The organism is Microbulbifer variabilis (assembly GCF_020524905.1).
Classification (GTDB): Bacteria; Pseudomonadota; Gammaproteobacteria; order Pseudomonadales; family Cellvibrionaceae; genus Microbulbifer; species Microbulbifer variabilis_A.
Genome location: NZ_JAIVKI010000002.1, coordinates 400,318 through 423,653, shown reverse-complemented (window position 1 = coordinate 423,653; position 23,336 = coordinate 400,318). Strand labels below are relative to the sequence as shown.

The following is a 23,336-nucleotide window of genomic DNA, read 5'->3' as shown; positions in this document are numbered from 1 at the left end:
TGCACGACCCCAGCACCAATAAGGGCACCGCTTTTACAGAAGCGGAACGCAGCAAGTTTGGCCTGAACGGCCTGATCCCCGACGCCCTGGAAACCATCGAAACCCAGGTAGAACGGGTGATGATGCAGCTGAGCCACAAACACTCGGATATCGATCGCTTTGTCTACCTGACCGGCCTGCTGGATACCAATGAGACGCTTTTTTACCGGGTGGTAATGTCTGATCCGGTGCGCTTCCTTCCGATCATTTACGACCCCACTATCGGCGAAGCCTGTACCAAGTTCAGCCATATCATGCGCAGGGTCAGGGGCGTCTACCTCTCTATTGCGCAAAAGGGCAGTATCGCCGACTCCCTGTCTCACTGGCCGGACCGGGACATTCGCTTTATTTGTGTCACCAATGGTGGACAAATTCTGGGCTCGGGGATATTGGTGCGAACGGCATGGGCATCCCCATTGGTAAACTGCAGCTATACACCGCCGCGGGCGGCGTGCCGCCAGAACATTTACTGCCTCTCTTTTTAGATGCCGGCACCAATAATGAACAGGTACTCGCAGACCCTCTCTATGTAGGCCTGCGTCGTAAACGGCCTGATACCGAGACGCTATACCGTTTCGTGGATGAGTTTGTGGACACCGTTCAGCAACGCTATCCACACTGCTGTCTGCACTTCGAGGACTGGACCGGCAGTGACGCCGTCCACCTACTACAGAGGTATCGAGACAAGGTCTGCTGCTACAACGACGATATCCAGGGCACTGCGGGCATTGCCCTGGCCGGCATGATTAATGCCTTGAAAATCAAACAGGGCTCGTTGAAGGATGAAAAAATCTTCTTTGCCGGTGCTGGCTCTGCCGGTATCGGGCTTGCAGATTTGTTTGTGAGTGAACTCGTCAATGAAGAGCTGAGTAAGGAAGAGGCCCAGGCCCGTATTATTATGTTCGATGAAAAAGGGCTGCTGGTAAAAAGTCGCAAAGATCTTTTTGACTTCCAGCGCCCCTATGCTCAGGACCAACCTCCAACTTTACAATTATTGGAGGCTATAAAAACCCACAAGCCAACCACTTTGATCGGCGTCAGTACTGTCGGTCAATTATTCACTAGGGAGATAGTGGAAACCATGACCGCGCTCAACCCGCGGCCAATTATCTTTGCACTCTCCAATCCCACCGAGCACGCCGAGTGCAGCGCGGAGCAGGCCTACAGCTGGAGTCAGGGCCGAGCCATCTACGCGGCTGGCGTACAGTTTCCCAAGGTCACGCTGCATGGAAAAACCTACCTGCCTGGCCAAGCCAATAATTTATATATTTTTCCCGCTGTAGCCATGGCAATTTATGCCACGCATGCTAAACGCGTACCAGACTCACTGTTTATTGAGGCTGCCCGTGGGGTTGCCGAGCAGGTTAATCAAGATCTCTTACAGCAGGGCTGCCTGTTCCCCCCACAGTCTCAAATATTAAAAATATCCACTCATACCTCTGCAAAAGTATGCAAGAAAATTTTTGAACTTGGGCTTAGTGAACTCGATCCCCCTAAGGATCTACTGAAATTTATTGAGGAGCTTACCTATAAAGCTGAATACTTGCCTTATTGTTGTATTTAATCTTAATCAACAGATAAATTAGAATGCATCCCTTTGCAAATACCCACTATGCCTGTTTAAGCTCTTACTTTTTACAGAATTTCGGTCAAAGACCAATCTTCCTTTGTAAAAAGTTTTTAGAATCCTGGTTTCATCTATCTGATCTGCCGTACTCTTAAATATATTTCTATCTAAAACAATAAAATCTGCCCACTTACCCTTCTCGATACTACCCGTTTCTTTTTCAAGATTGCCTGCATAGGCAGCATTAATCGTAAAAGCTTCGACCAAATCAAAAATAGGAATATCGTGATTCACTCCCCGATGAATAATCAACAAAGGACTAACCATGCCATTAATTTGGGAGAAGTCAGAAGATAGCAGAGAGACACCCAAGGGAAGATATCTATCGCTTTCTTTAATATGCCTCCTAGTCATCGAATCACCGGGATGTACATTCAAAGCGAAGATAGTTTCCGGCTGCACAAATGCTGCACTATGTACCTTAGAAAGACCTTCCAATGCAGATTCTTTTCCCAAATATGCATTGACGACTGCATTGCGTACTTCAGTTCCAAATCCTGCTCCCTCCAGCTCCTCCAATAGTTCCCATGCCTTAATGGTTCCCTCTTTTCCGGAAACTAATATCTGTAGTGAAAATTGGTAAGAGTGAGCTCTCTGAGCCAGAGCAGCCACTTTTTTTAAAGAGACTGACTCGCCATCAAGCGCCTCCTCAGTAATCCACGTCCTAAAAGTTTTTGGAAGCCATTCGATAAAGCTTATCGAAGACAGATTAAAATCACTGATGGGTATCTGACTGATTTCCTGTTGTAATAGTGAAAAATCTTTTTCGGTAAATGTTGGACGCACCACTATGGAGGCCTGCACACGAATATCCATAGAATCGATATCGGATAGCGTATCGAAGTAACGTCTTCTGGCTTCCTCATCCTTTAAATAAATAGCCGGCTCATACAGAGTTGTCACACCGTTGCTAGCTGCTAGTTCCTGTATACACAACAGATCCCTCCGATAAACTTCTTTGGGATACTCTGGAATCAATTTCTCCATTAGCGCGACAGCACCTGAACCACGCAACCAACCGGTAGCAATACCGTGCTCATTTTTCTCTATAAATCCATCAACAGGATTCTCACTGTCATTATTGATTCCAGCAGCAGCCAGGCCTTCAGAGTTTGTCCAGATACTGCTTCGGTCGGAAGAGAATAAAATAATCGGGATAAGGTCATTGATTTGATCGAGTATCCCTTTATGAGGAGTTTCGGCAGAAAATGCCTGCATACTCCAACCATCACCAACAATTACCTGTTGCTCGGGGTTTTCTCGAATATAACGGGAAACCGCCAAGTGGTAGTCTTCGATGGAGTTTTCGGAAAACAAATTGATTCTTGATGCAGAACCTCGAATTTTTGCCCGTTGAAAAAATCCGGGCAATACCAGCCTGCCGTTCAAATCTGCAATTTTGGTATCAGTTCCAATATAGCTTTCAACATCTGCCTCATTGCCTACAAAGATAATACGTCCATCCCTGATTGCCATCGCTGACGCTATTGAGCGTACTTTATCCGCGGTATAAATAGTAGCGTTGCGGACAATTAGCTGGGCAGGCTGATTTAGGGTGGAGACAGAGCTTGTGCTCTTCTCCATAGAGTCACAGGAAAGGAGTAAAAGAATTGATAACAAACTCAGCCAACGCATATAGCTTTCCAGCGATTTGCCCTAAGCGCGCCCAGTTTTACCTAGTGGGAGCAACATCATTCGGTTAAGCAGTTCATCAATTTCCTCAAGACCAGAGCCAGTGATAACCAAATGAGCCACTTACACAGGGGCCCAGACCACACTCCAGCAGAGTGCTGGCCAGATTTGCCATCGCTATGGTGAGAAACCCAAGCGCAATAAATTTCTCTGGGAAGGTAAATCGACGCGGAGAGAGGTTGCGCCGTAAAAAGCCCAACATCATTGCAATCCCGCAATAAGCGAGTAGCCCCAGGAAAGCCAGGGCCGCCCAGGTATAGAGATGCAGGCCGAGGAAGGGCTCTCCAAATCCGGAATTATTGGGCAGGATATGCAGTAACACCTGGCGCCCAGCAGCGGCCAACCCGGCTATGCACGACAGAATCACAATGCCGTAATGAGCCGGACGCACGCCAAAACGCAGGTTCATCAGCAGGCCCAAGCCTGCCATGGTAAAAGCCACGCGCTGCAACAGGCATAAAGGGCAGGGTAGCTGGTGCTGGTACAGTTCGATAATAAAAGCCATCCAGAGCACCGCAGAAAGACCGAGAAGGGCCAGGGCATCGAGTCTCCGAACCATATACACCATAGCGACGCCCCAACTATAAGGAGAGATCCAATGCAGTGGTCGAGTGATAAATTAGCCAGATGATATAGATCACCATGGTCAGCAGCCACCACACGGTGGCCGTGCGACAACGACCCTTCCAAATATACCAGGCCGAAATCAGAACGGTAAAAAAAGGCAGTACCAATACCACTGGCCATCTCCACAGACAGCAATACTCTGATACTAGTAGTAAATTCCCGCCACCGCCCTACCTGTGGGCAGTCTCAACGCTGGCAGCGAGCGCAAAAGAAGGTACTGCGCTGGCCCAGAACCATATCCCGCACCGGACTCCCACAACTGGGGCAGGGCGCTCCCGCGCGGCCGTAGACATTGAGCTCCTGGGCGAAATAACCAGGCTTGCCATCACCCCCGATAAAGTCCCGCAGGGTGGTGCCACCCTGGGCAATGGCACGATTCAATACCTGCTTGATCGCCTCCACCAGGCGTAAATAGCGAGCTTTGGAGATGGATCCAGCCTCACGGTTCGGGCGGATACCGGCTAGGAATAGGGATTCACTAGCATAAATATTTCCCACCCCCACCACAATGCGCCCATCCATAATGAATGTTTTCACCGACTGTTTGCGCTTGCGGGAAGAGGAGAACAGGTAGTCACCACTAAAGGCTTCCGACAGAGGCTCCGGCCCCAGATGACTGAGCAGATCATGAGCCAATGGGTCTGCCGCAGTCCACAGAAGGGCGCCAAACCGGCGCGGATCCCTGTAGCGAAGAATCAGTCCGCTATCGAGTCGCCAGTCGACATGATCGTGCTTTTCTGGAGGCTCGCCGCTCTCGACCAGGCGCAGGCTACCGGACATCCCCAGATGCCAAATCGCACAACCCCTGTCTGTGTGCACCAACAGGTATTTGGCGCGTCGTTCCAGCTTCAGGACATTGGCATTTTTGATGTGCTTGGCAAAATCCGGGTCCACTGGCCAGCGCAGGCGGGGCTGTCGCACCACAACGGATCGAATCCGCTGCCCTTCCAGATGGGGGGCAAGGCCGCGGCAGGTGGTTTCTACTTCAGGAAGTTCGGGCATCTCTCATCTCACGACGGCTTTAGCCGGGAACCGGACACAAAAAAGCCCGGCGAAAACCGGGCTCTTTTGCGAGTACGCGGGGCAATTATTTGATTTTGCCTTCCTTGTACATAACGTGCTTGCGAACAACGGGATCGTACTTTTTGATCTCCATTTTCTCAGGCATGTTGCGCTTGTTCTTGGTAGTGGTGTAGAAGTGGCCAGTACCAGCGCTGGAATTCAGACGAATCTTCTCACGCATTGCTCAATCTCCAATCAGTTAGCTGGATACAGCTAATTATACTTTTTCGCCGCGGGTGCGCAGCTCAGTCAGGACAGCGTCGATACCTTTCTTATCGATAACGCGCATGCCTTTTGCGGAAACACGCAGTTTCACAAAACGCTTCTCGGACTCAACCCAGAAACGGTGGCTGTGCAGGTTCGGCACGAAGCGACGCTTGGTGCGGTTCTTAGCGTGGGATACATTATTTCCGGTTACCGGACGCTTACCGGTTACCTGACATACCTTGGACATCTGTTGGCCTCTTCAAAACGCTTGTGCCCGCATGGTTCCAATCCTGAAGAGGAAAAGGGTGTGCGGGAACATAAAAATCGGGATTCTAATCCGGTTCCTGGATGGCGGCGGAACCTGTGCAGAATCTGGCCCGGCCGCAAAGAGCGGCGTTTTATACCAAAAGAGCCCGTAGGGAGCAAGTTTTGTACAGTACTTCTGTGTCAATCAAGGCCTCTTTATGGAAGCCCCTACAGCAGCCCCTGCTCAGCAAAGGAGAGAGCCTGGCCCTCGCCCACAATCAGGTGATCCAACACCTTGATATCCACAAGCTCCAGGGCTTGTACCAAGCGCTCGGTAATCCAGATATCCGCCTGGCTGGGCTCACAGATTCCCGAGGGGTGATTGTGCGCCAGAATCACTGCCGCCGCCCCCCGCTGCAAGGCCACCTGTACCACCTCGCGAGGATAGACACTAGCGGCATTCAAAGTCCCCTCGAACAGCTCCTCAAAGCTAATAACGCGGTGCTGAGTATCCAAATAAAGACAGCAAAAGACCTCGCGGCGACGGTGGCGCAACTGCATAGCCAGGTAATCGCGCACCGCAGCCGGGCTGCACAATGCACTACCTTGCTTCATGGTCTCTGCTAGGTGACGTCGCGCCATTTCCAGTGCCGCCTGCAGCTGCACAAACTTGGCGTTCCCCAGCCCGCGTGCGCGACAAAACTGCTCTCTATCGACCTCCAACAGGGCGCGCAAGCTGCCAAACTCGCTCAGCAGGCCCCGCGCCAAATCCACTGCGGAAACGCCTGGTAGCCCTACCCGTAAAAAAATGGCCAGCAGCTCGGCATCCGACAGCGCCGCGGCACCCCGCGCCAACAACTTCTCCCTGGGCCTCTCAGCTACCGGCCAATCCTTGATCTTCATCGTCGTTTCCCCGCCTTCCCTGACAGTCTTTTTCTGTGAATTCTCTCCCCACTCACCACAGGCACAATTTTCGCGTCTATCCTGCGCCTTATAAGTCCAGACGCAGAAATGCTAATCTAACCCGCTCGCACATATTCGGAAACTGTATCTATGTCCTCGCTGGCTGAAAAACGCATACTCTTGGGAATCAGTGGCGGTATTGCCGCCTACAAGAGCGCCGACCTGGTACGCCGCCTGAAAGATCGCGGTGCCCAGGTGAGGGTGGTGATGAGCGCCGGCGCGCGCGAGTTTGTGCAGCCCCTGACCTTCCAGGCCCTATCCGGCAACCCCGTGCACACCGATTTGCTGGACCCGGCGGCTGAGGCTGCCATGGGGCATATCGAGCTGGCCAAGTGGGCCGATCTGATCCTGATTGCCCCCGCCAGTGCCCAAGTGATGGCAAAGCTGGCCTGCGGCATGGCCGACGACCTACTCACTACCCTATGCCTCGCCAGCGAGGCGCCCGTGGCTCTTGCTCCCGCCATGAATCAGGCCATGTGGCGCCACTCAGCCACTGCTGCCAATGCCAAAACCCTGCTTGAGCGCGGGGTACAGCTGTGGGGACCGGCGGCTGGCAGCCAGGCCTGTGGTGACGTGGGGCCCGGCCGCATGCTGGAGCCCGCCGATTTGGCCCTGCGGGCCGAGTCCCAGCTCGGCGCCAGCGGCTGCCTGCGCGGCAAGCGCGTGGCGATTACCGCCGGCCCAACCCGCGAGGCCCTGGATCCCGTGCGCTACCTAAGTAACCACAGCTCCGGCAAGATGGGCTTCGCCCTGGCCGAAGCCGCCCAGAAAGCCGGCGCCGAGGTAACCCTTATCGCCGGGCCGGTAAATCTGCCCACCCCCGCACAAGTGAAACGCATCGATGTCGTTGATGCGCGGGATATGCGAGATGCCGCCGAGCGCGCGGCAGACCTCTGCGATATTTTTATCAGCGCTGCCGCCGTCGCTGATTTTCGCCCCGCCTCAGTGGCGGAACAGAAAATCAAGAAACACGAAGGCTGCGACGAGAGCGCTATCGCCCTGGTCAAAAACCCGGATATCGTCGCCGGTATCGCCGCACGCAGCGAGCGACGCCCCTTTACTGTGGGCTTTGCCGCAGAGACCCAACAGGTCGAACAGTACGCCCAGAACAAACTACAGCGTAAAAACCTCGATATGATTGTCGCCAATGACGTCAGTGGCAGCGACACCGGCTTCAACAGCGATCGCAATGCCGTCACAGTGATAGATCGCCATGGCAGTACGCAACTGCCCGAGGCTCTGAAGGCCGACCTGGCACGACAATTAATAGAAATCATTGCCGCCAAAGCGCAGCAGTAAAGGTTTACAGGTAGGAAAATCAGTGGTTTCCAACAAGAAGAATCAGGATGAAGCGCTATTACACAAGGGGCTGCTACTACCATCTCTGCTGGCGGCCGTCGCCTGGCTCTGCGGGGCTTATTTAGTCGTCGAACATATAATCAACCCCTACAACCACGCTCAAGTACAGAAAGCAGCCCAAGTACAGGGAGAAGCCTTCACGCAGAGTGTACAGGCACTACTGGAACAGCGCGCCCAGCAGCTACAGGAAATCAAACACAGTGAACAACCCCTTGAGGAGCGGCTGAAAACAACACAACTACCGGAACAGTCGCGTGTACAGGCATTCTCTGAGTCGCAGATCCGCGTTGGCGCGGGCGATAACCCGACTCTGAACTTCGCCCTGGTGGACCTGCTCAAGCGCACTCGACAAGACAGCCGGCAACCCCTGGAAATACTGCGCACCGGTGCCGACAACAGCTTGGAACTTCACAGTGCAATCAGCCTGGCCAAGCAAAAAATCCTGATCAGCCAGCCCTTTGCCGTTCTGCAAGAATCCCTGGAGGCTCTCGATAAAAACCAGGGGCAAATTCAACTGATACAAAAATTCCCCGAATCGGCTGCACAACCCCTCTGGCACGGCGGGCAGGGCAGTGGGTTCAGCCACTCTGTAGCGATTCGGGATAGCTACCTGCAGATGCAATTCAGCCCCTCCAATGCATTCACTCAGCAGCACAGTCTGCCGACACTGTGGATTTATCTCGCCGCTGGCGCGGGCCTACTGCTCACCCTGCTGTTACTGATACGCTTCCTGCCACGGGACAGTCGCGCACCTTGGGAGCGCAGCCAAAAGAGCGGGAAGCGTGAAAGTGAAAATTGCCCAACAGCTGAGTTGCAGCAACATAGCCAGTTGGCGGTAGACCCCATGCCCCAGGGGCTGGCATCGGCGCCCAGTATCCCACCAGAAACTCCACAGGCGGGTACAAACAACTGTTCTGTGGAAAGGTCAGCCGGCACATCAAGCAAGTCATCACGCACAATCAACGGCGAGTTTCCCCCACACGTTTTTCGCGCCTACGATATCCGCGGCATCGCCGGTGAGGAAATCGATGAGCCCTTTGCCTACCAGCTGGGACGGGCGCTCGGAACCCTGGCGCAGCACGCCGGTGAGCAGATTCTGTTGGTGGGCCGCGATGGCCGCAACAGTAGTGCATTGCTCAGCAACTGCCTGATGGAAGGCATCCTCGATAGCGGCTGTAACAGTATCGATTTGGGTTTGATCCCATCGCCCTTGCTTTACTACGCCTGTGCCAAGGGCAAAAACACCAGCAGCGGCGTTATGGTAACCGCGAGCCATAACCCGGCCGAATACAATGGCTTCAAAATCGTACTCAAGGGCCGCCCCCTGTCCGAAGAGAAGCTGCAGGGCCTACACCGACTTATGCAACAGGGCCCTTTTAAAAGTGGGGAAGGCAGCAACCGCGAGCAGGATATTAAAGATAAGTATATCGATGAGATCTTCAACAACGTGGCCCTTGCCGGACAGCCGCACCTGGTGGTAGATGCGGGCAATGGCGCCACTTCCGTTCTGGCGCCACGGCTGTTCGAACAGCTGGGCTGCGCCGTAACCCCGATATTTTGCGAAGTGGACGGGGACTTCCCCAACCATCCCCCCGATCCCTCGCGTCCGGAAAACCTTCAGGCTCTGATTAAAAAGGTAGAGGAGACTGGTGCAGATCTGGGAGTGGCTTTGGATGGCGATGGCGATCGCGTCACCCTGATATCCAGCAGCGGCCGTATCGCCTGGGCCGATCAACTGGTGATGCTGCTAGCTCGGGATATTCTGGCACGCAACCCCGGGGAAACGATCGTCTTCGACGTGAAGAGCAGCCGCACCCTGGCCCAGCTGGTGAGTCAGTATGGCGGCCGCCCGGTTATGTGGAAAACCGGCCACGCGCCGATGAAAAACAAAATGCTCGAAACCAAGGCGGTTCTCGGTGGTGAGTTATCCGGCCATATTTTTATCCGGGATCGCTGGTTTGGTTTCGACGATGGTATTTACGCAGCCGCGCGTCTTCTAGAAATCATGGCCCTGCGCGAGCAGAGCTTAGATGAACTCCTAGACTCCCTGCCGCAAATGGAAAGTACCCCGGAAATATTGCTGCCCGTAGAGGAACAAGAAAAGTTCTCTCTAATTAAGCAGCTGCGCGAGCAAGGCGATTTTGACAATGCCGATATCAATACTATCGATGGTCTGCGCATCGAATTTTCCGATGGCTGGGGATTGGTACGCGCTTCCAACACCACCAGCGCTTTGACACTGCGCTTCGAAGCCGAAAATAAAGAAGCCCTGGAACGTATTCGAAAAGTAGTCATGGCACAGATAAAGAAAATTGCTCCCACGGCTGTTGTGCCCAACTGGGAGCTGCTCAAGTAACGCGCCTATTTTTCAGTGCGGCACAGGCTGGTGCCGCAACCAACTCGCGGTTGGTGCTTTAATTCAAAAAATGACTCTCAACCGCGCAGTATCTTCAGCGGCAACTGGATGGCGGGGGAAAACCATCCAATCGCATCCCACCATAAAGGAATGACCATGTCTCTCGATAAGAAGTCCGCCCTGCGCATCGCCCAGGTTTTGAATGAGGCTCTGCCCTATATTCAGCAATTTACTAATAAAACTGTAGTGGTGAAGTTTGGCGGTAACGCCATGGTGGATCACGAACTGCAAAACAGTTTTGCCCGCGACATTATCCTAATGAAGCTGGTAGGTATGAACCCGGTGGTGGTGCACGGTGGCGGCCCGCAAATCGGCCTGCTATTGAGTAAACTCAACATCCAATCCCGCTTTATTGATGGCATGCGTGTAACCGATAGCGAAACCATGGATGTGGTTGAAATGGTACTGGGGGGCACGGTCAACAAGCAAATTGTCAACCTGATCAATCAAAACGGTGGTCGCGCCGTGGGTGTAACAGGTAAGGATGGTTTGTTAATCGAAGCCCGTAAGCTTAGCCGTAAAAACGAGAGTGCCGGCCTGCACGCCTCTGAAATCATTGATATCGGCCAGGTCGGTGAAGTGGAAAAGGTCAATACCGACGTGATCAACATGCTGATCCAAGGTGGCTTTATTCCGGTCATCGCCCCTATCGGGGTCGATAAAGAAGGCATTTCTTACAATATCAATGCCGATCTGGTCGCAGGCAAGATCGCCGAGTGCCTGCAGGCAGAAAAGCTGATGCTGCTCACCAATGTGGCGGGCTTGCAAGATAAACAGGGCGACGTGCTCACCGGCCTGACCACACCCCAAGTGGAGGGACTGATTGAAGACGGGACTATTCACGGAGGCATGCTGCCGAAGATTACCTGTGCGCTCGACGCGGTAAAAGCCGGGGTAACTTCTGCTCATATTATCGACGGACGGGTACCCCACGCGGTGCTGCTGGAAATATTTACCGATACCGGCGTCGGCACGCTGATTACCAATCACACTGATTAACCATAGTGAGACATAAGCCGTCGCGCATTAGCGCTTGGCAATTGAAGACAGACGTACGAATCGGTAGGATTCCGCCGCCGCAATATGAAGGCGACAAGAGCAAAAATCACCGTCCGCTCCCCAAGTGGACTAAAGGCAGTCAATGAGCAGCGAAAAAATCAATCGGCGTCAACAAATTCTGGAAGCCCTGGCACATATGCTGGAAGCCAGTCCCGGCGCACGTATTACAACTGCAGCCCTGGCCAAGGAAGTTGGCTTTTCTGAAGCGGCGCTATACCGCCACTTCCCCAGCAAGTCGAAAATGTTCGAGGGTCTCATCGAGTTTATCGAGGAGACTATTTTCAGTCGTATCGCACTGATCCTCCAGGAGGAGCCCTCTGCCCTGGAGCGATGCCAGAGAATCCTGCACCTTCTCCTGGCATTTTGTGAGCGCAACCCGGGTATCACCCGTTTGCTCACCGGCGATGCATTGACCGGCGAGACCGAACGCCTGCACGGGCGCATACTGCAGTTGTTCGACCGTCTGGAAACCCAAATCCGACAGATTCTGCGTGAAGCGGAACTGCGCGAACACCTGCGGCCAACCCTCCCCCTGGGCGGTGCCGCCAACCTGTTGTTGGCCAGTGCCGAGGGCCGTATAGTGCAATATGTACGCAGCGGCTTTAAACGCAAGCCCACCGAGTATTGGGCCGAACAGTGGCCAGTACTGACCTCCGGATTTTTCCGCGAGACCGTCGCTGCAGCCAGGTAACCGGCTGTGTGTCTGCTGCACCGGCAAAATAAAAATAAGCGGTAAGTGGGCACGCGCCTGTCAGCGCAGGGGAAATGCTTGAATGATCGAATTCGATCAGGATTTGGATGTGATTTCTACGTAGCGTGCCGCGGCTTTGTCGAACTCCTCACCGATAGAGCTGGCCTCCTCATCGCGCCGTTTGAGGCGCTCGCGCAACACCGCTACTTCTTTTTGCAAATCGGCGATACGCTGTAGAAGCTCCGGAGCCACATCGCGGCCGCCGCGCTGAGTGCGCGCTGCCTGCGCTTCCTCCTGGGTAATCTGGCGGATAAGACTGGTGATATTTGAGTGCATTATCGCCATATCCTGTTCGACAATTGCCAGTTTGCGTTTGCGCGCACTCTCAATATCCGCAAGGCTGTTATAACGCTTGAGCAGCTTGCGGTCCGCCTCTTCCTGTGCCTCCTGCCGGCGCTGTGCCTCGAATTCCTCGGGACTCAACTGTGGCGGAACCACTTCTATAACACGGCCGGAGAGGTTGAGAATTTCGTAGCCCTTGCCCACGTATTCCGGCGGTACCATTTCGTTGAGCACCACGATGCCCTGCTCATCGGTATAGCGATAAAGCACCTGTTCATCGCTGGCAGCATTCGCCAGAGCACTAAACAACAAAGTGATTGAGGCCAGTAAACGTACTATGGGGGCGATTCTCAACGCTCTTCTCACTAAATGGGTGCGGCCCGCTACAACGAGCGGGCTTTTAATTAACCCGTTACGCCGTAACGTTGCCGGTAATTCACAATTTTTTGCAGGGTTTCACTGTCTTGCGACTCCTGCTCGAGGAAACTGATTATATTATCCAGCTGTACAATGCTGATTACCGGAATATTAAACTGCTGCTCAACCTGCTGAATAGCGGAGAATTCACAATCCTCGCTGGCTTTTTCCTGACGATTTAAACCGATGACCACGCCGGCCGCTTCGGCACCGTGAGATTCGATGATCTGCATCACTTCACGCACCGCAGTACCGGCCGTAATCACATCATCAATGATCAAAACCTTGCCATTAAGCGGCGCACCCACTAAGGTTCCGCCTTCGCCGTGATCCTTGGCCTCTTTGCGGTTGTAGCAGAAAGGCTTATCGACCCCTTTCTGCGCCAGTGCCACGGCAGTCACCGCACCCAGCGGGATACCCTTGTAAGCCGGTCCGAAAATGACATCAAACTCTACTCCCGAAGCGATAATCGCCTCGGCGTAAGCCTGTCCCAGTGCGGCCAATGCCGCACCGGTGTGGAAGCGACCGGCATTGAAAAAATAGGGACTTTGACGGCCTGATTTCAGAGTGAAGTCACCAAAACACAACACCTGATGATCCAGGGCCAGTTGGATAAAATTGCGCTGATATTGCTGCATGGAAAATTGTTAACTATTGGCTAAGGTGAAGGGAGACCTCCCCGTAGCATTTCCGGGGATAGGCATGCAAATAATGTTTCTAATGATACACAGTCCGCTGGTAAGGGGCTAATAATGCGAATAGTGAGCTTGTCTGTAGACGGCGTTCATCAGGCCGCACAACGCGGTCTCTACGATTGGTTAGCTGAGCAGGATGCAGACATTATCTGCCTACAGGACCTGCGCTCTCTGGAGCCGGAGCTGGACCACCCCATATTCCACCCCGACGGCTATTACAGCTACTTCTTTGATTCGGGAACGCCTCATGAAAACGGCGTGGCCATCTATACGCGCAACCAACCCAAAGCCATTATTTTCGGCATGGGTTTCGCCAACGGTGAGGATATGTACGGGCGCTATTTACAGGCGGATTTTGAACGCCTGAGCGTCGGCTCGCTGTTAGCACCCGTGGCCACCGACGAGACTTCACTGGAAAAGAAAGTCCAGTTTTTCGACGATATGCAAGCGCACCTGCATAAAATCAGCCGCAAGCGCCGCGACTTTATTTTCTGCGGTAATTGGGGCATGGCACATCGCCGCGCCGATGTGCAGAACTGGCAGGACCACCAGGATAGCCCCGGTTTTATGCGTCACGAACAGCGCTGGCTGGACCAACTCTTCAACGAAATTGGCTATGTCGACGCCTTCCGACGCGTAGTCAAAGACACCGATGAATTTACCTGGTGGCCGAGTGGTACCGTGGGCGAGGGCGATGGCTGGCGCACCGATATGCAAATCGTATCGCACGGATTGAAAAACCGTGTCGAATACGGTGCAATTAACAAGAATGTCAATTTCTCCAGCCACCTGCCGCTGATGATGGATTACGACCTGGAAGTGTAAATCGCACAGGACTCGGCTCAAGATGGAGAGAGCCGAGTCCTTTAATGAACCGGCCTCATCTCAGCAAAAAACTAAACCTCACTCATCCAAGGCTTTCTGCTGCAGCTCGATCAATTCATCGATACCCGCCTTGCCTAAACCAAGCATCTGCGCGAACTCTTTCTCGGAAAAAGGCTTACCCTCCGCCGTACCCTGCACTTCGATCATACCGCCGTCTGCCGCCATCACCAGGTTCATATCGGTATCGGCCGCGCTGTCCTCCGGATAGTCCAGATCCAGAACCGGCTCGCCTTCATAAATTCCCACAGAAACCGCCGCTACCAGATTGAGCAACGGGTCCTCCGTGAGGATTTTTTCCCGCTGCATGTGCCGAAGAGCATCCACCAAGGCCACACAGGCGCCGGTAATCGCCGCCGTGCGCGTGCCACCATCGGCCTGGATAACATCGCAGTCCAATGTAATTTGGTTCTCACCGAGTTTTTCCAGGTCCACCGCTGCACGCAGGGAACGGCCGATCAGACGCTGGATTTCCACAGTGCGGCCGCTTTGCTTGCCCTTGGCAGCCTCGCGCGGCATACGCGAACCGGTGGAGCGCGGCAGCATGCCGTATTCCGCAGTAATCCAGCCGCTGCCTTGACCGCGCAGGAAGCGCGGCACTTCACTCGATACTGAGGCGTTACACAGAACTTTTGTGTCGCCAAATTCTACCAACACGGAGCCCTCGGCATGGCGGGTGTAGTTTCGGGTAATTTTTATCGGACGCAATTGCGCCGCCGCGCGGCCACTGGGACGCTGCATAGCTCACCTCAGTCAATGAATGAAAGCCATGCATTATATACCCCCACATGGATATCCGAACGCTGTGCTATGATGCCGGGCCGATAAATACGCCTGCAGGGGACGAGCAATGGCCAATAACCGGGAACAGAACAAAGTGCGAAGCATGACAGCCTTCGGCCGCGCCGAAGCCGCTTATGCTACAGGAAACGCCATTTGGGAGCTGCGCTCGGTCAATCATCGCTACTTGGAGCCGCACTTTCGCCTGCCCGAGGTCGCCCGCCCCTTAGAAGCTCAACTACGCGATATTTTGCGGAAAAGTTTATCCCGCGGAAAAGTGGAACTCACGCTTACGGTAAAACCCAACAATGTGGAAACGAGCGGGCTCGAAATTAACCAGCCGCTGGCGCAGGCACTGATTCAGGCTGCCAAACAGGTCACCGGCGGCGAAGAGGCCCAGCCGCTCAATCCCCTGCAAATTCTCCAATGGCCCGGCGTTATCAGTGAACCGGAAGCCGATACCGAACAGCAATCCGCCACTATTTTGCAGGCATTTCGCGAAGCGTTGGAACAACTGCGCGCAAATCGTGAACGCGAAGGTGCAGAGCTGGCCAAATTTATCGAGGCCCGTTTAAAAAGTATTGAAGAGCAGGTCGCCCTGGTGCGCGAGCAACTTCCACAAATTTTAGAGGCACAGCGGGAAAAACTGCGCAGCCGCCTGGAAGAGTTGTCTGTGGAACTGGACAAGGAGCGCCTGGAACAGGAAATTGTACTGCTCGCTCAAAAAGCTGATGTAGACGAAGAGCTGGACCGTCTCAGTGCCCACACCGCAGAAACCCGCAGGGTGCTTGCCGGTGGTGGCGCTATAGGCCGACGTCTGGATTTTCTTATGCAGGAATTTAACCGCGAGGCCAATACTCTGTCTTCCAAGTCCGTGGTTACCGATACCACCCAGGCTGCGGTAGAGTTGAAAGTATTAATCGAACAGATGCGTGAGCAAGTGCAGAATATTGAGTGAAGAAATTGTGGGGTTTTTAACTGCAGCCAAGTTAAAGGCCCCATATTATCGCGGTGCAATAGCCTTTTTCTGCCCTTTCCCACCGCACTTTGAACAGTATTAACTATGCAAAACAATATAAAATGGGTTGGGGCTATATTCTTAGTTTTAACCGCTATTGAAATTATTAATCTATTTACCGGCCGGTCGCTGAACTATTTTGGCCTGATTCCTCGATCCATCAACCATCTCCCTCATATTTTTTCCGCTCCATTGTTACACGGAAGCTTTTGGCACTTCCTGTCAAACATCGTAACCCTCTGTGTTTTCAGTTTTTTGCTATTGCAATATGGAGTGAAAACCTATTTGAAGGTGACATTGACAATAATTGTTACCACCGGACTTGCGGTCTGGCTATTTGCCAGAGGGGGAAATCATCTCGGTGCAAGCTCAGTAATCTATGGTTATTTTGGATTTTTACTGCTGGCCGGGTTTATCAGTAAGCAATTCCTTCGATTAATGATATCGATCTTTGTCGGGTTGGTTTATGGCGGGCTTATTTTTGGAGTGCTGCCACAAGGAAGGTATATTTCCTGGGAGTCGCACCTGTTTGGTTTTCTTTTCGGCTTGATGGCTGCAAAAATGTGGGCACACACACCCAACTATATTACGGCTCGACAGGCAGCTTCTAAAAATTAACGATTTGCCTATGGCATGTTCACAGTCAATGTGCAGGGAGTCGGTTAACTATTCCCAGATTGCACTCAAAAACAAATACCCCTATCACAGCCTGGGTAAAGCATCGATTGATGTTTTGGGCTGAGTAAAGTAGTGCGGTGGTGATCAATAAGAAATTATCACCGCAAGGGTAGGGCAGGGCCATCACTGACGATTCGAACATGCTCTGGAAAAAATCCTGAAGCAACCAAACTTCTCTGCGAACGCCTCTGCAAACACCTCGGAAAAGCATAAGGTGAGTTGCTGTCTTACCGAAAATTTACATTAATTTTTCTAAACGCTATTAGTCATTTCTCATCGACCAGCCCCCGTGAACTACAACACACCCTCACATTGACCAAGTTCTCGTTATCTGACTTTTTTCCAAAAACTTATAAATTTGTCGTCATAAGCCACCTAAATCCCTGCTCCTTCACTGAGGACAATAATTTCAAAATCGTTATATACCTGTATCAAAATGAAACCTTGGTACTATTTTTGGTCTTTTTAACCGCCAAAAGCCTGATAAGGCGGCTATCTGGATCTCTCTGTTGGCGGATTTTTTTCTGTCAGTGAGAGCTCTTTTCAGGAGTGAACGGCACACCAACTGACCTATTGGTGGCCGAGAAACAACAAAATCGAAGAGATAACAATAATGAATTCACCATTAAAAAGCCTTCGGCAGAAGACGGCTCTGGCAAGCGTATTCACACTGCTGTGCACCGCGCCCTTCGCCGCCCTGGCTCAGAGTGCTGACAACACCCCGCTAACGGATCGCATCATCGTTAAATACAAGGAAAGTGCCAAAGTTGGTCGTGCTGCCAGTATGGCCAAGGAAACTGTGGAAAAGGCCTCCCGTCGCGCAGGCCATAAAATGCGTCACCTTCGCCGTATGGCCACAGGCGCTCAGGTAATGCGCCTGGAAGGTCGCAAAAACAGAGCGGAAATGAACGCCATCATCAACCGCCTGAAACAGGACCCGGATGTTGAATACGCCGAACCGGACCTGATGATGCACGCAATGGCCGTGCCCAATGACCCCAGTTACCTCAATCAATGGCACTATTTTGAGTCCACCGGTGGCCTGAATCTGCCAGCAGCCTGGGATGTTACCCAAGGTGAGGGAGCAGTTGTCGCGGTACTCGATACCGGCTACCGGCCGCACCCCGACCTGGTGGACAACATTCTGCCGGGCTACGACATGATTTCCGACACCTTCGTATCTGTGGACGGCGACGGCCGCGATAGCGACGCCACTGATCCGGGCGACTGGTTTGCCGATAAAGCCTGTGGCGATGATCCGAGCATTCCCTCGGAAAGCGATAGCAGCTGGCATGGTACCCATGTAGCCGGCACCATCGCCGGGGTCACCAACAACAATATGGGTATCGCCGGTATCGCCTACAAAGCCAAGATCGTCCCTGTGCGTGTACTCGGCCGCTGCGGTGGCTATACCTCGGATATTGCCGACGGCATCATCTGGGGCGCCGGTGGCTCTGTCAGCGGCTTGCCGACCAACCCCAACCCCGCCCAGGTACTTAATCTAAGCCTCGGTGGTGGCGGCAGCTGTGACACCACCACGCAAGCCGCTATTAACACCGCGCGCGGCCTCGGGGCTACCGTCGTGGTCGCCGCCGGTAATGACTCCAGTAATGCCAGTCAATATTCTCCCGCCAGCTGCGATGGGGTAATTACCATTGCGTCGATCAACCGAGACGGTGGTCGCTCTTACTTTTCCAATTACGGTAGCGTGGTGGATGTTGCGGCACCGGGGGGCGCGCAGAGCTTTGCTAACGACCCCGATGGCATTCTCTCCACTCACAATAGCGGTGCCACCGATCCGGGTAGCGACAGCTACGTTTACATGCAGGGCACCAGTATGGCCGCACCTCATGTTGCCGGCGCTGTCGCGCTGCTCTATTCGGTGAACCCCAACCTGAGCCCGGACGATGTCTTGTCAATCCTTACCAGCACAGCACGCAGCTTCCCGTCCTCATGCAGTGGCTGTGGTGCCGGTATCGTCGATGCGGCAGCAGCAGTTGCTATGGCGAGCGGCGGTAGCGATGGTGACGGTAATGGAGACGGCGGCGACAACGGCAATGACAGTGGCGTCAGCTGGACAGAAACCAACCTATCCGGCAGCTCCGGCAGCTGGAAAGACTTCACTATCGAAGTTGCTGCGGGCACCTCAAGCCTGAATATAGAGATGTCCGGTGGCAATGGTGAAGTCGATCTTTATGTGCGCCACGCCAACTACCCGACTCTGCGCAGGTATGATTGCCGCCCCTACCTGTGGGGTAATGAAGAGACCTGCACCATCAGTAATCCAGATTCCGGTACCTGGTATGTCAGCGTTTATGGTTATGACTCCTACAGTGGCGTTACCCTGAAGGCCGAAACAACCCCTTAAGAGCACCCTCTGGCCGGATCTATAAATTGTCGGCCTTTAAAAGGAGGTATTTTGGTGCAATTTAGCAATAGCAAGCCGAAATACCTCCCTCAAATGGTGCAAGGCAAATAACAAAGGTTAGGAGTTCTCCACCTCTTAGGAAGAGGGCCGCACCTCTGTAACCTTGCACCAATCCCCATCTTTGTCAGCAATATCGACAGAACGCCTTAATGCACTTTTTTCGGGCACATATTTTGCCTGTTAGTTAACGGTGCCTCGCCTTACGCAGCCCAATCAATAGCGGTGCACCGGGATTTATATCCATGTCAGCAAAATACTGACTGGGGCAACAACCATCACGGAGAGATAACAATAATGAAAACACCACTGAAAAACCTACTGCAAAAATCCACACTGGCCAGCCTATTTTCACTGCTTTGCGCGAGCCCTTTCGCCGCCCAAATGGAGGAACCAAGTAGCGCTCAAATCACCGATCGCATTATCGTGAAATACAAGCAGGGGGCCAAAGTAGGGCAGGCTGCCAACCTGAGCCTGGAAACAATGGAAAAGGCCTCCCGTCGTGCCGGCCACAAGATGCGCCACCTGCGCCGCATGGCTACTGGTGCACAGGTGATGCGCCTGGAAGGTCGTAAAAATAAGGCGGAGCTTGAAGCTATCATCAGCCGCCTAAGGCAAGACCCGGATGTTGAATATGTGGAGCCGGATCTGATGATGAAGGCCATGGCCGTACCCAACGATCCCAGCTACTACGACCAGTGGCACTACTTCGAATCCACCGGCGGTCTCAACCTGCCAGCAGCCTGGGACAGCGCCCAGGGTGAGGGTGTGGTGGTCGCGGTTATCGATACCGGTTATCTGCCCCACGCAGATCTGGTCGCAAATATCCTGCCAGGCTACGACATGATTTCCGACACTGACGTCTCTGTCGATGGTGATGGGCGCGATAGCGATGCCACCGATCCCGGTGACTGGTATACCGACACTCACTGCGGCGATCCGAGCTACCCGGAAATGGACAGCAGCTGGCACGGCACCCATGTGGCCGGCACCATAGCGGCGGTCACCAACAACAATATGGGTGTCGCCGGTGTCGCCTACAAAGCAAAAATTGTCCCTGTACGAGTGCTCGGCCGCTGCGGTGGCTACACCTCGGATATCGCCGACGGCATTATCTGGAGCGCCGGTGGTTCCGTCAGCGGCGTGCCGAATAACCAAAATCCAGCGCAAGTTTTGAACCTGAGCCTGGGTGGCAGTGGCCGTTGCGACACCACGACACAGAATGCCATTAATACCGCACGCAGCCTTGGCGCCACCGTCGTGGTTGCTGCGGGTAACTCGGCACGGAATGCTCGCCGTTATTCACCCGCAAGCTGTTCTGGAGTCATTACCGTCGCCGCCACTGACCGCTCCGGTGGCCGCGCCTACTACTCTAACTACGGCAGTGTGGTCGATGTGGCTGCACCGGGTGGTGAGATCAACGTAGTCAGCAGCGATGGCGTACTCTCCACCCTCAACAGCGGCAGCACATTCGCTGGTACCGATGCCTATGCTTACTACCCGGGCACCAGTATGGCCACACCCCATGTAGCCGGCACTGCAGCTCTGATCTATTCAGTGAACCCCGATGTGACCCCGGATGAAGTGAAATCGATTATCACCAGTACCGCGCGCAGCTTCCCGGCAAGCTGTTCCCGCTGTGGCTCCGGTATTGTCGATGCCGCTGCCGCGGTAGAAGCAGCCAGTCTTCAATAAAAGGCCTTTTCGCTGGAGCGGTCGTACAGGCCGCTTCAGTTTCCACTCCACTGTCCATTTCATACTTCGTTCCAGAATTCATTCCTGAGTCCTGTCCCGCACCTTACTGCCGCCACCTCAAAGCCGCCGTATTAAATCGCTTACCAATCAGTAATCACTCGAATCCGACTGGAAACACTGACGGATTTCGGAATTCAGCCCCTGTGGATATTTTTACCTCTGGCCCGGTGTGGCAAAGTCCAACGATACGGTTGGTAGCAATAACAATAAGAGGTCACCGTGAATCTGATTACCTTCGCCATCCCCTTTTTCCTGATCGCCGTGCTTACAGAACTCGCCCTGGACCGCTGGAAAGGATGGGGGCTTTATCGCCTCAACGATGCTCTGGGAAACCTGAGTACGGGTATCCTCAGCCGCATCCTGGGTCTTACCTACAAGAGCCTGTTTTTGGTAATTTATATCCCACTGTTCCAGCTGCTAGAGCCCTACTACCAGGCAGTCGGCTTTAACTGGTCCATGAGCAACGGGTGGCACCTGGCACTAGCCGTGCTCGCCTACGACTTTTGTTATTATTGGAAGCACCGCATCTGCCACGAGGTCAACGTGTTCTGGGCAGAACACTTGGTGCACCACCAAAGTGAGGACTACAACCTCACCACAGCCCTGCGCCAGTCCAGCGGTGGTCTGCAATTGGATTGGGTATTCTATTTACCCCTACTGTTTATTGGCTTGCCGGCGGAGATGGTGATCACGGCAGGCGCCATCGACCTGATTTACCAGTTCTGGGTACACACCCAGAAGTTTCCCAAAATCCGCTGGATGGAATGGCTGCTGATCACCCCTTCCAACCACCGCGTACACCATGCGCAAAACAAAGTTTATGTGGACAAAAATTACGGCGGCATTTTGATCTTGTGGGACCGCCTTTTCGGCACTTACCAAGAGGAGCTGGAGGAGGAGCCCTGTATTTATGGTGTGCGTAAACCCCTAAATACTTTCGATCCGCTGGCAGCCAATTTGCAGCATCTAAAACGCATGGCTCAGGACGCCTGGTATACAAAAAACTGGTGGGACAAATTTACCCTTTGGTTCCGCCCCACCGGCTACCGTCCCGCCGATGCCGAAGCGGCCTTGCCAGTGCCCTCCACCGATCTGGCACGTTTTCAGCGTTACGACCCAAAGATCCGCCGTGGCCGGCGCAACTATGCGCTGATCCAGCACCTGTGCTATTCCGCCGCCACCCTGGGATTGCTCTGGTTCTACCAGAGCCTGGGAATTTCCTCACTGCTCGCCGCAGTGGCCCTGTTGGTTTTTGGCCTGGTGGTCAATGGACGCATTCTCGACAACCATCCCCTGACAAAATACCTGGAGCCTCTGCGCCTGGTACTCTACTGTGGGGTACTGCCATTATTAAATGCACAATTTGTCCCAGTTTTTAGCGCTTATATCGCACTCAGCGCTCTGGCCTGGGGGTGGTTGGCAATCACTGGCAAAGAGGATACAGTCGCTGTCGTTTGCGATTAGCAACCAGGAGTGAACCTCGATTGCAGGATGTTGGTGGTGATCGAGCAATCTCCCGCTGGGCGATCCCGGCCGGGCTCGGGAGGCAGTTTGTAGCGCCTCCTGAAACTCCCAACACTTACCCCCCAACTCCGGCCGGGGTTTAGCCTTTTCCTCCCTGCCCTTCCCCTTGGGATTCCGCAACTGTCGGTCACCGCTCGGGTAACGGCTTCGGTTATAATGCGCGCTTTGCCCCCGAACAGGATCAGTTGTGCAAACAGGAACCCTCTATACCGTTTCCGCCCCCTCCGGTGCTGGGAAAACCAGCCTCGTCAAAGCGTTGGTGGATAGCGACAGCCAGGTCACCGTTTCTATTTCTCACACCACCCGGCCTATGCGCCCCGGTGAGGTCAACGGTGTCGACTACCATTTCGTGTCGCGCGAGGAGTTTCTGGCAATGCTCGAGCAAGATGCTTTCTTCGAGCACGCCCAGGTATACGGTGATAATTACTACGGTACTTCCAAGGGCAGTATCGAAGAAATTCTCGCCAGCGGTCGCGATGTAATCCTGGAAATCGATTGGCAGGGCGCCGCCCAGGTACGCCGGCTGCACTCGGAAACCGTTGGTATTTTTATTTTGCCGCCCTCCCAAGAGGCTCTGCGCGAGCGCCTCACCGGCCGCGGCCAGGATGACGAAAGTGTTATCGAGCGCCGTATGGATCAGGCGATCGATGAGATGACCCACTATGTAGAAGCCGACTACTTGGTGATCAACGACGATTTCGAGCAGGCCCTGGTAGAGCTTCGCTCCATCTTCACCGCCCAGCGCCAACGCCTGACGCAACAACAGAACCGCCACGGTGATCTGTTGCAGGCACTGCTGCGCCATTGAGCCGGTTGATCGAATTGCGTACAC

The 23,336-nt window shown here is 53.7% G+C and carries 21 protein-coding genes and 1 pseudogene; 12 read left to right on the top strand and 10 right to left on the bottom strand.

The window, feature by feature from the left end:
- The first annotated feature begins 119 nt into the window (after positions 1-119).
- Positions 120-1,603, top strand: a pseudogene (locus tag LC073_RS04845) (NAD-dependent malic enzyme).
- Between the two features lie 18 nt (positions 1,604-1,621).
- On the opposite strand, the gene LC073_RS04840 reads toward LC073_RS04845, so the two are convergent.
- The 7 genes from LC073_RS04840 to radC form a co-directional block, all read right to left on the bottom strand.
- Complete coding sequence (locus LC073_RS04840) at positions 1,622-3,301, bottom strand: amidohydrolase (protein WP_226644160.1); 1,680 nt, start codon at positions 3,299-3,301, stop codon at positions 1,622-1,624.
- A gap of 85 nt (positions 3,302-3,386) precedes the next feature.
- Positions 3,387-3,926: a disulfide bond formation protein B gene (locus tag LC073_RS04835; protein WP_226644156.1), complete on the bottom strand. Its 540-nt coding sequence runs from the start codon at positions 3,924-3,926 to the stop codon at positions 3,387-3,389.
- Between the two features lie 13 nt (positions 3,927-3,939).
- Complete coding sequence (locus LC073_RS04830; protein ID WP_226644153.1) at positions 3,940-4,098, bottom strand: DUF5993 family protein; 159 nt, start codon at positions 4,096-4,098, stop codon at positions 3,940-3,942.
- A gap of 73 nt (positions 4,099-4,171) precedes the next feature.
- Complete coding sequence (gene mutM, locus LC073_RS04825) at positions 4,172-4,987, bottom strand: bifunctional DNA-formamidopyrimidine glycosylase/DNA-(apurinic or apyrimidinic site) lyase (RefSeq protein WP_226644150.1); 816 nt, start codon at positions 4,985-4,987, stop codon at positions 4,172-4,174.
- Positions 4,988-5,072: 85 nt separating this feature from the next.
- Entirely contained in the window at positions 5,073-5,228 is a 156-nt protein-coding gene (rpmG, locus tag LC073_RS04820; protein WP_020413983.1) for a 50S ribosomal protein L33, read from the bottom strand.
- A gap of 36 nt (positions 5,229-5,264) precedes the next feature.
- Positions 5,265-5,501 carry a 50S ribosomal protein L28 gene (gene rpmB, locus LC073_RS04815; protein ID WP_226644147.1) on the bottom strand — a complete coding sequence of 79 codons (237 nt, stop codon included), beginning with the start codon at positions 5,499-5,501 and terminating at the stop codon, positions 5,265-5,267.
- A 227-nt stretch (positions 5,502-5,728) separates the two neighbouring features.
- Positions 5,729-6,403: a RadC family protein gene (radC, locus tag LC073_RS04810; RefSeq protein WP_226644144.1), complete on the bottom strand. Its 675-nt coding sequence runs from the start codon at positions 6,401-6,403 to the stop codon at positions 5,729-5,731.
- Positions 6,404-6,553: 150 nt separating this feature from the next.
- Between radC and coaBC the strand changes: the two genes are divergently transcribed.
- The 4 genes from coaBC (at position 6,554) to slmA (ending at position 11,988) form a co-directional block, all read left to right on the top strand.
- Positions 6,554-7,762: a bifunctional phosphopantothenoylcysteine decarboxylase/phosphopantothenate--cysteine ligase CoaBC gene (gene coaBC / locus LC073_RS04805; RefSeq protein ID WP_226644141.1), complete on the top strand. Its 1,209-nt coding sequence runs from the start codon at positions 6,554-6,556 to the stop codon at positions 7,760-7,762.
- Positions 7,763-7,784: 22 nt separating this feature from the next.
- Positions 7,785-10,178: a phosphomannomutase/phosphoglucomutase gene (locus tag LC073_RS04800; protein WP_226644138.1), complete on the top strand. Its 2,394-nt coding sequence runs from the start codon at positions 7,785-7,787 to the stop codon at positions 10,176-10,178.
- A gap of 156 nt (positions 10,179-10,334) precedes the next feature.
- Complete coding sequence (argB, locus tag LC073_RS04795) at positions 10,335-11,237, top strand: acetylglutamate kinase (RefSeq protein WP_226644135.1); 903 nt, start codon at positions 10,335-10,337, stop codon at positions 11,235-11,237.
- Positions 11,238-11,379: 142 nt separating this feature from the next.
- A complete protein-coding gene (slmA, locus tag LC073_RS04790) occupies positions 11,380-11,988 on the top strand; it encodes a nucleoid occlusion factor SlmA (protein ID WP_152455863.1) in 609 nt (202 codons plus the stop codon).
- Between the two features lie 96 nt (positions 11,989-12,084).
- Here slmA and LC073_RS04785 read toward each other — a convergent pair whose 3' ends face one another.
- A complete protein-coding gene (locus LC073_RS04785; protein WP_226644132.1) occupies positions 12,085-12,684 on the bottom strand; it encodes a hypothetical protein in 600 nt (199 codons plus the stop codon).
- Between the two features lie 50 nt (positions 12,685-12,734).
- The gene (gene pyrE / locus LC073_RS04780; protein ID WP_226644129.1) at positions 12,735-13,385 is read right to left on the bottom strand and encodes an orotate phosphoribosyltransferase; all 651 of its coding nucleotides are present in this window, start codon (positions 13,383-13,385) and stop codon (positions 12,735-12,737) included.
- Positions 13,386-13,499: 114 nt separating this feature from the next.
- On the opposite strand from pyrE, the gene LC073_RS04775 reads away from it, so the two are divergent.
- Entirely contained in the window at positions 13,500-14,267 is a 768-nt protein-coding gene (locus LC073_RS04775; RefSeq protein ID WP_226644126.1) for an exodeoxyribonuclease III, read from the top strand.
- Positions 14,268-14,345: 78 nt separating this feature from the next.
- On the opposite strand, the gene rph is transcribed toward LC073_RS04775, so the two are convergent.
- The gene (gene rph, locus LC073_RS04770) at positions 14,346-15,065 is read right to left on the bottom strand and encodes a ribonuclease PH (protein WP_226644123.1); all 720 of its coding nucleotides are present in this window, start codon (positions 15,063-15,065) and stop codon (positions 14,346-14,348) included.
- Between the two features lie 109 nt (positions 15,066-15,174).
- Here rph and LC073_RS04765 point away from each other — a divergent pair, with 109 nt between their 5' ends.
- From LC073_RS04765 to gmk, 6 genes are all read left to right on the top strand, one after another.
- Positions 15,175-16,062: a YicC/YloC family endoribonuclease gene (locus LC073_RS04765; protein WP_226644120.1), complete on the top strand. Its 888-nt coding sequence runs from the start codon at positions 15,175-15,177 to the stop codon at positions 16,060-16,062.
- A 105-nt stretch (positions 16,063-16,167) separates the two neighbouring features.
- Positions 16,168-16,740, top strand: coding sequence for a rhomboid family intramembrane serine protease (locus LC073_RS04760; protein ID WP_226644118.1), 573 nt, complete (start codon positions 16,168-16,170; stop codon positions 16,738-16,740).
- A gap of 673 nt (positions 16,741-17,413) precedes the next feature.
- A complete protein-coding gene (locus LC073_RS04755; RefSeq protein WP_226644115.1) occupies positions 17,414-19,168 on the top strand; it encodes a S8 family peptidase in 1,755 nt (584 codons plus the stop codon).
- 354 nt (positions 19,169-19,522) lie between these two features.
- Complete coding sequence (locus LC073_RS04750; protein ID WP_226644113.1) at positions 19,523-20,920, top strand: S8 family serine peptidase; 1,398 nt, start codon at positions 19,523-19,525, stop codon at positions 20,918-20,920.
- Positions 20,921-21,199: 279 nt separating this feature from the next.
- A complete protein-coding gene (locus LC073_RS04745; RefSeq protein WP_226644110.1) occupies positions 21,200-22,444 on the top strand; it encodes a sterol desaturase family protein in 1,245 nt (414 codons plus the stop codon).
- Positions 22,445-22,691: 247 nt separating this feature from the next.
- Positions 22,692-23,312, top strand: coding sequence for a guanylate kinase (gmk, locus tag LC073_RS04740; protein WP_226644107.1), 621 nt, complete (start codon positions 22,692-22,694; stop codon positions 23,310-23,312).
- The last annotated feature ends 24 nt before the right edge of the window (positions 23,313-23,336 follow it).

Bases quoted from the DNA above. Each gene is read 5' to 3' on its own strand.
- LC073_RS04760 (WP_226644118.1), top strand. From the start codon at position 16,168: ATGCAAAACAATATAAAATGGGTTGGGGCTATATTCTTAGTTTTAACC.
- LC073_RS04835 (WP_226644156.1), bottom strand. From the start codon at position 3,926: ATGGTGTATATGGTTCGGAGACTCGATGCCCTGGCCCTTCTCGGTCTT.
- slmA (WP_152455863.1), top strand. From the start codon at position 11,380: ATGAGCAGCGAAAAAATCAATCGGCGTCAACAAATTCTGGAAGCCCTG.
- pyrE (WP_226644129.1), bottom strand. From the start codon at position 13,385: ATGCAGCAATATCAGCGCAATTTTATCCAACTGGCCCTGGATCATCAG.
- radC (WP_226644144.1), bottom strand. From the start codon at position 6,403: ATGAAGATCAAGGATTGGCCGGTAGCTGAGAGGCCCAGGGAGAAGTTG.
- argB (WP_226644135.1), top strand. From the start codon at position 10,335: ATGTCTCTCGATAAGAAGTCCGCCCTGCGCATCGCCCAGGTTTTGAAT.
- mutM (WP_226644150.1), bottom strand. From the start codon at position 4,987: ATGCCCGAACTTCCTGAAGTAGAAACCACCTGCCGCGGCCTTGCCCCC.
- LC073_RS04775 (WP_226644126.1), top strand. From the start codon at position 13,500: ATGCGAATAGTGAGCTTGTCTGTAGACGGCGTTCATCAGGCCGCACAA.
- LC073_RS04840 (WP_226644160.1), bottom strand. From the start codon at position 3,301: ATGCGTTGGCTGAGTTTGTTATCAATTCTTTTACTCCTTTCCTGTGAC.
- LC073_RS04755 (WP_226644115.1), top strand. From the start codon at position 17,414: ATGAATTCACCATTAAAAAGCCTTCGGCAGAAGACGGCTCTGGCAAGC.
- LC073_RS04750 (WP_226644113.1), top strand. From the start codon at position 19,523: ATGAAAACACCACTGAAAAACCTACTGCAAAAATCCACACTGGCCAGC.
- LC073_RS04765 (WP_226644120.1), top strand. From the start codon at position 15,175: ATGGCCAATAACCGGGAACAGAACAAAGTGCGAAGCATGACAGCCTTC.
- coaBC (WP_226644141.1), top strand. From the start codon at position 6,554: ATGTCCTCGCTGGCTGAAAAACGCATACTCTTGGGAATCAGTGGCGGT.
- rpmB (WP_226644147.1), bottom strand. From the start codon at position 5,501: ATGTCCAAGGTATGTCAGGTAACCGGTAAGCGTCCGGTAACCGGAAAT.
- rpmG (WP_020413983.1), bottom strand. From the start codon at position 5,228: ATGCGTGAGAAGATTCGTCTGAATTCCAGCGCTGGTACTGGCCACTTC.
- rph (WP_226644123.1), bottom strand. From the start codon at position 15,065: ATGCAGCGTCCCAGTGGCCGCGCGGCGGCGCAATTGCGTCCGATAAAA.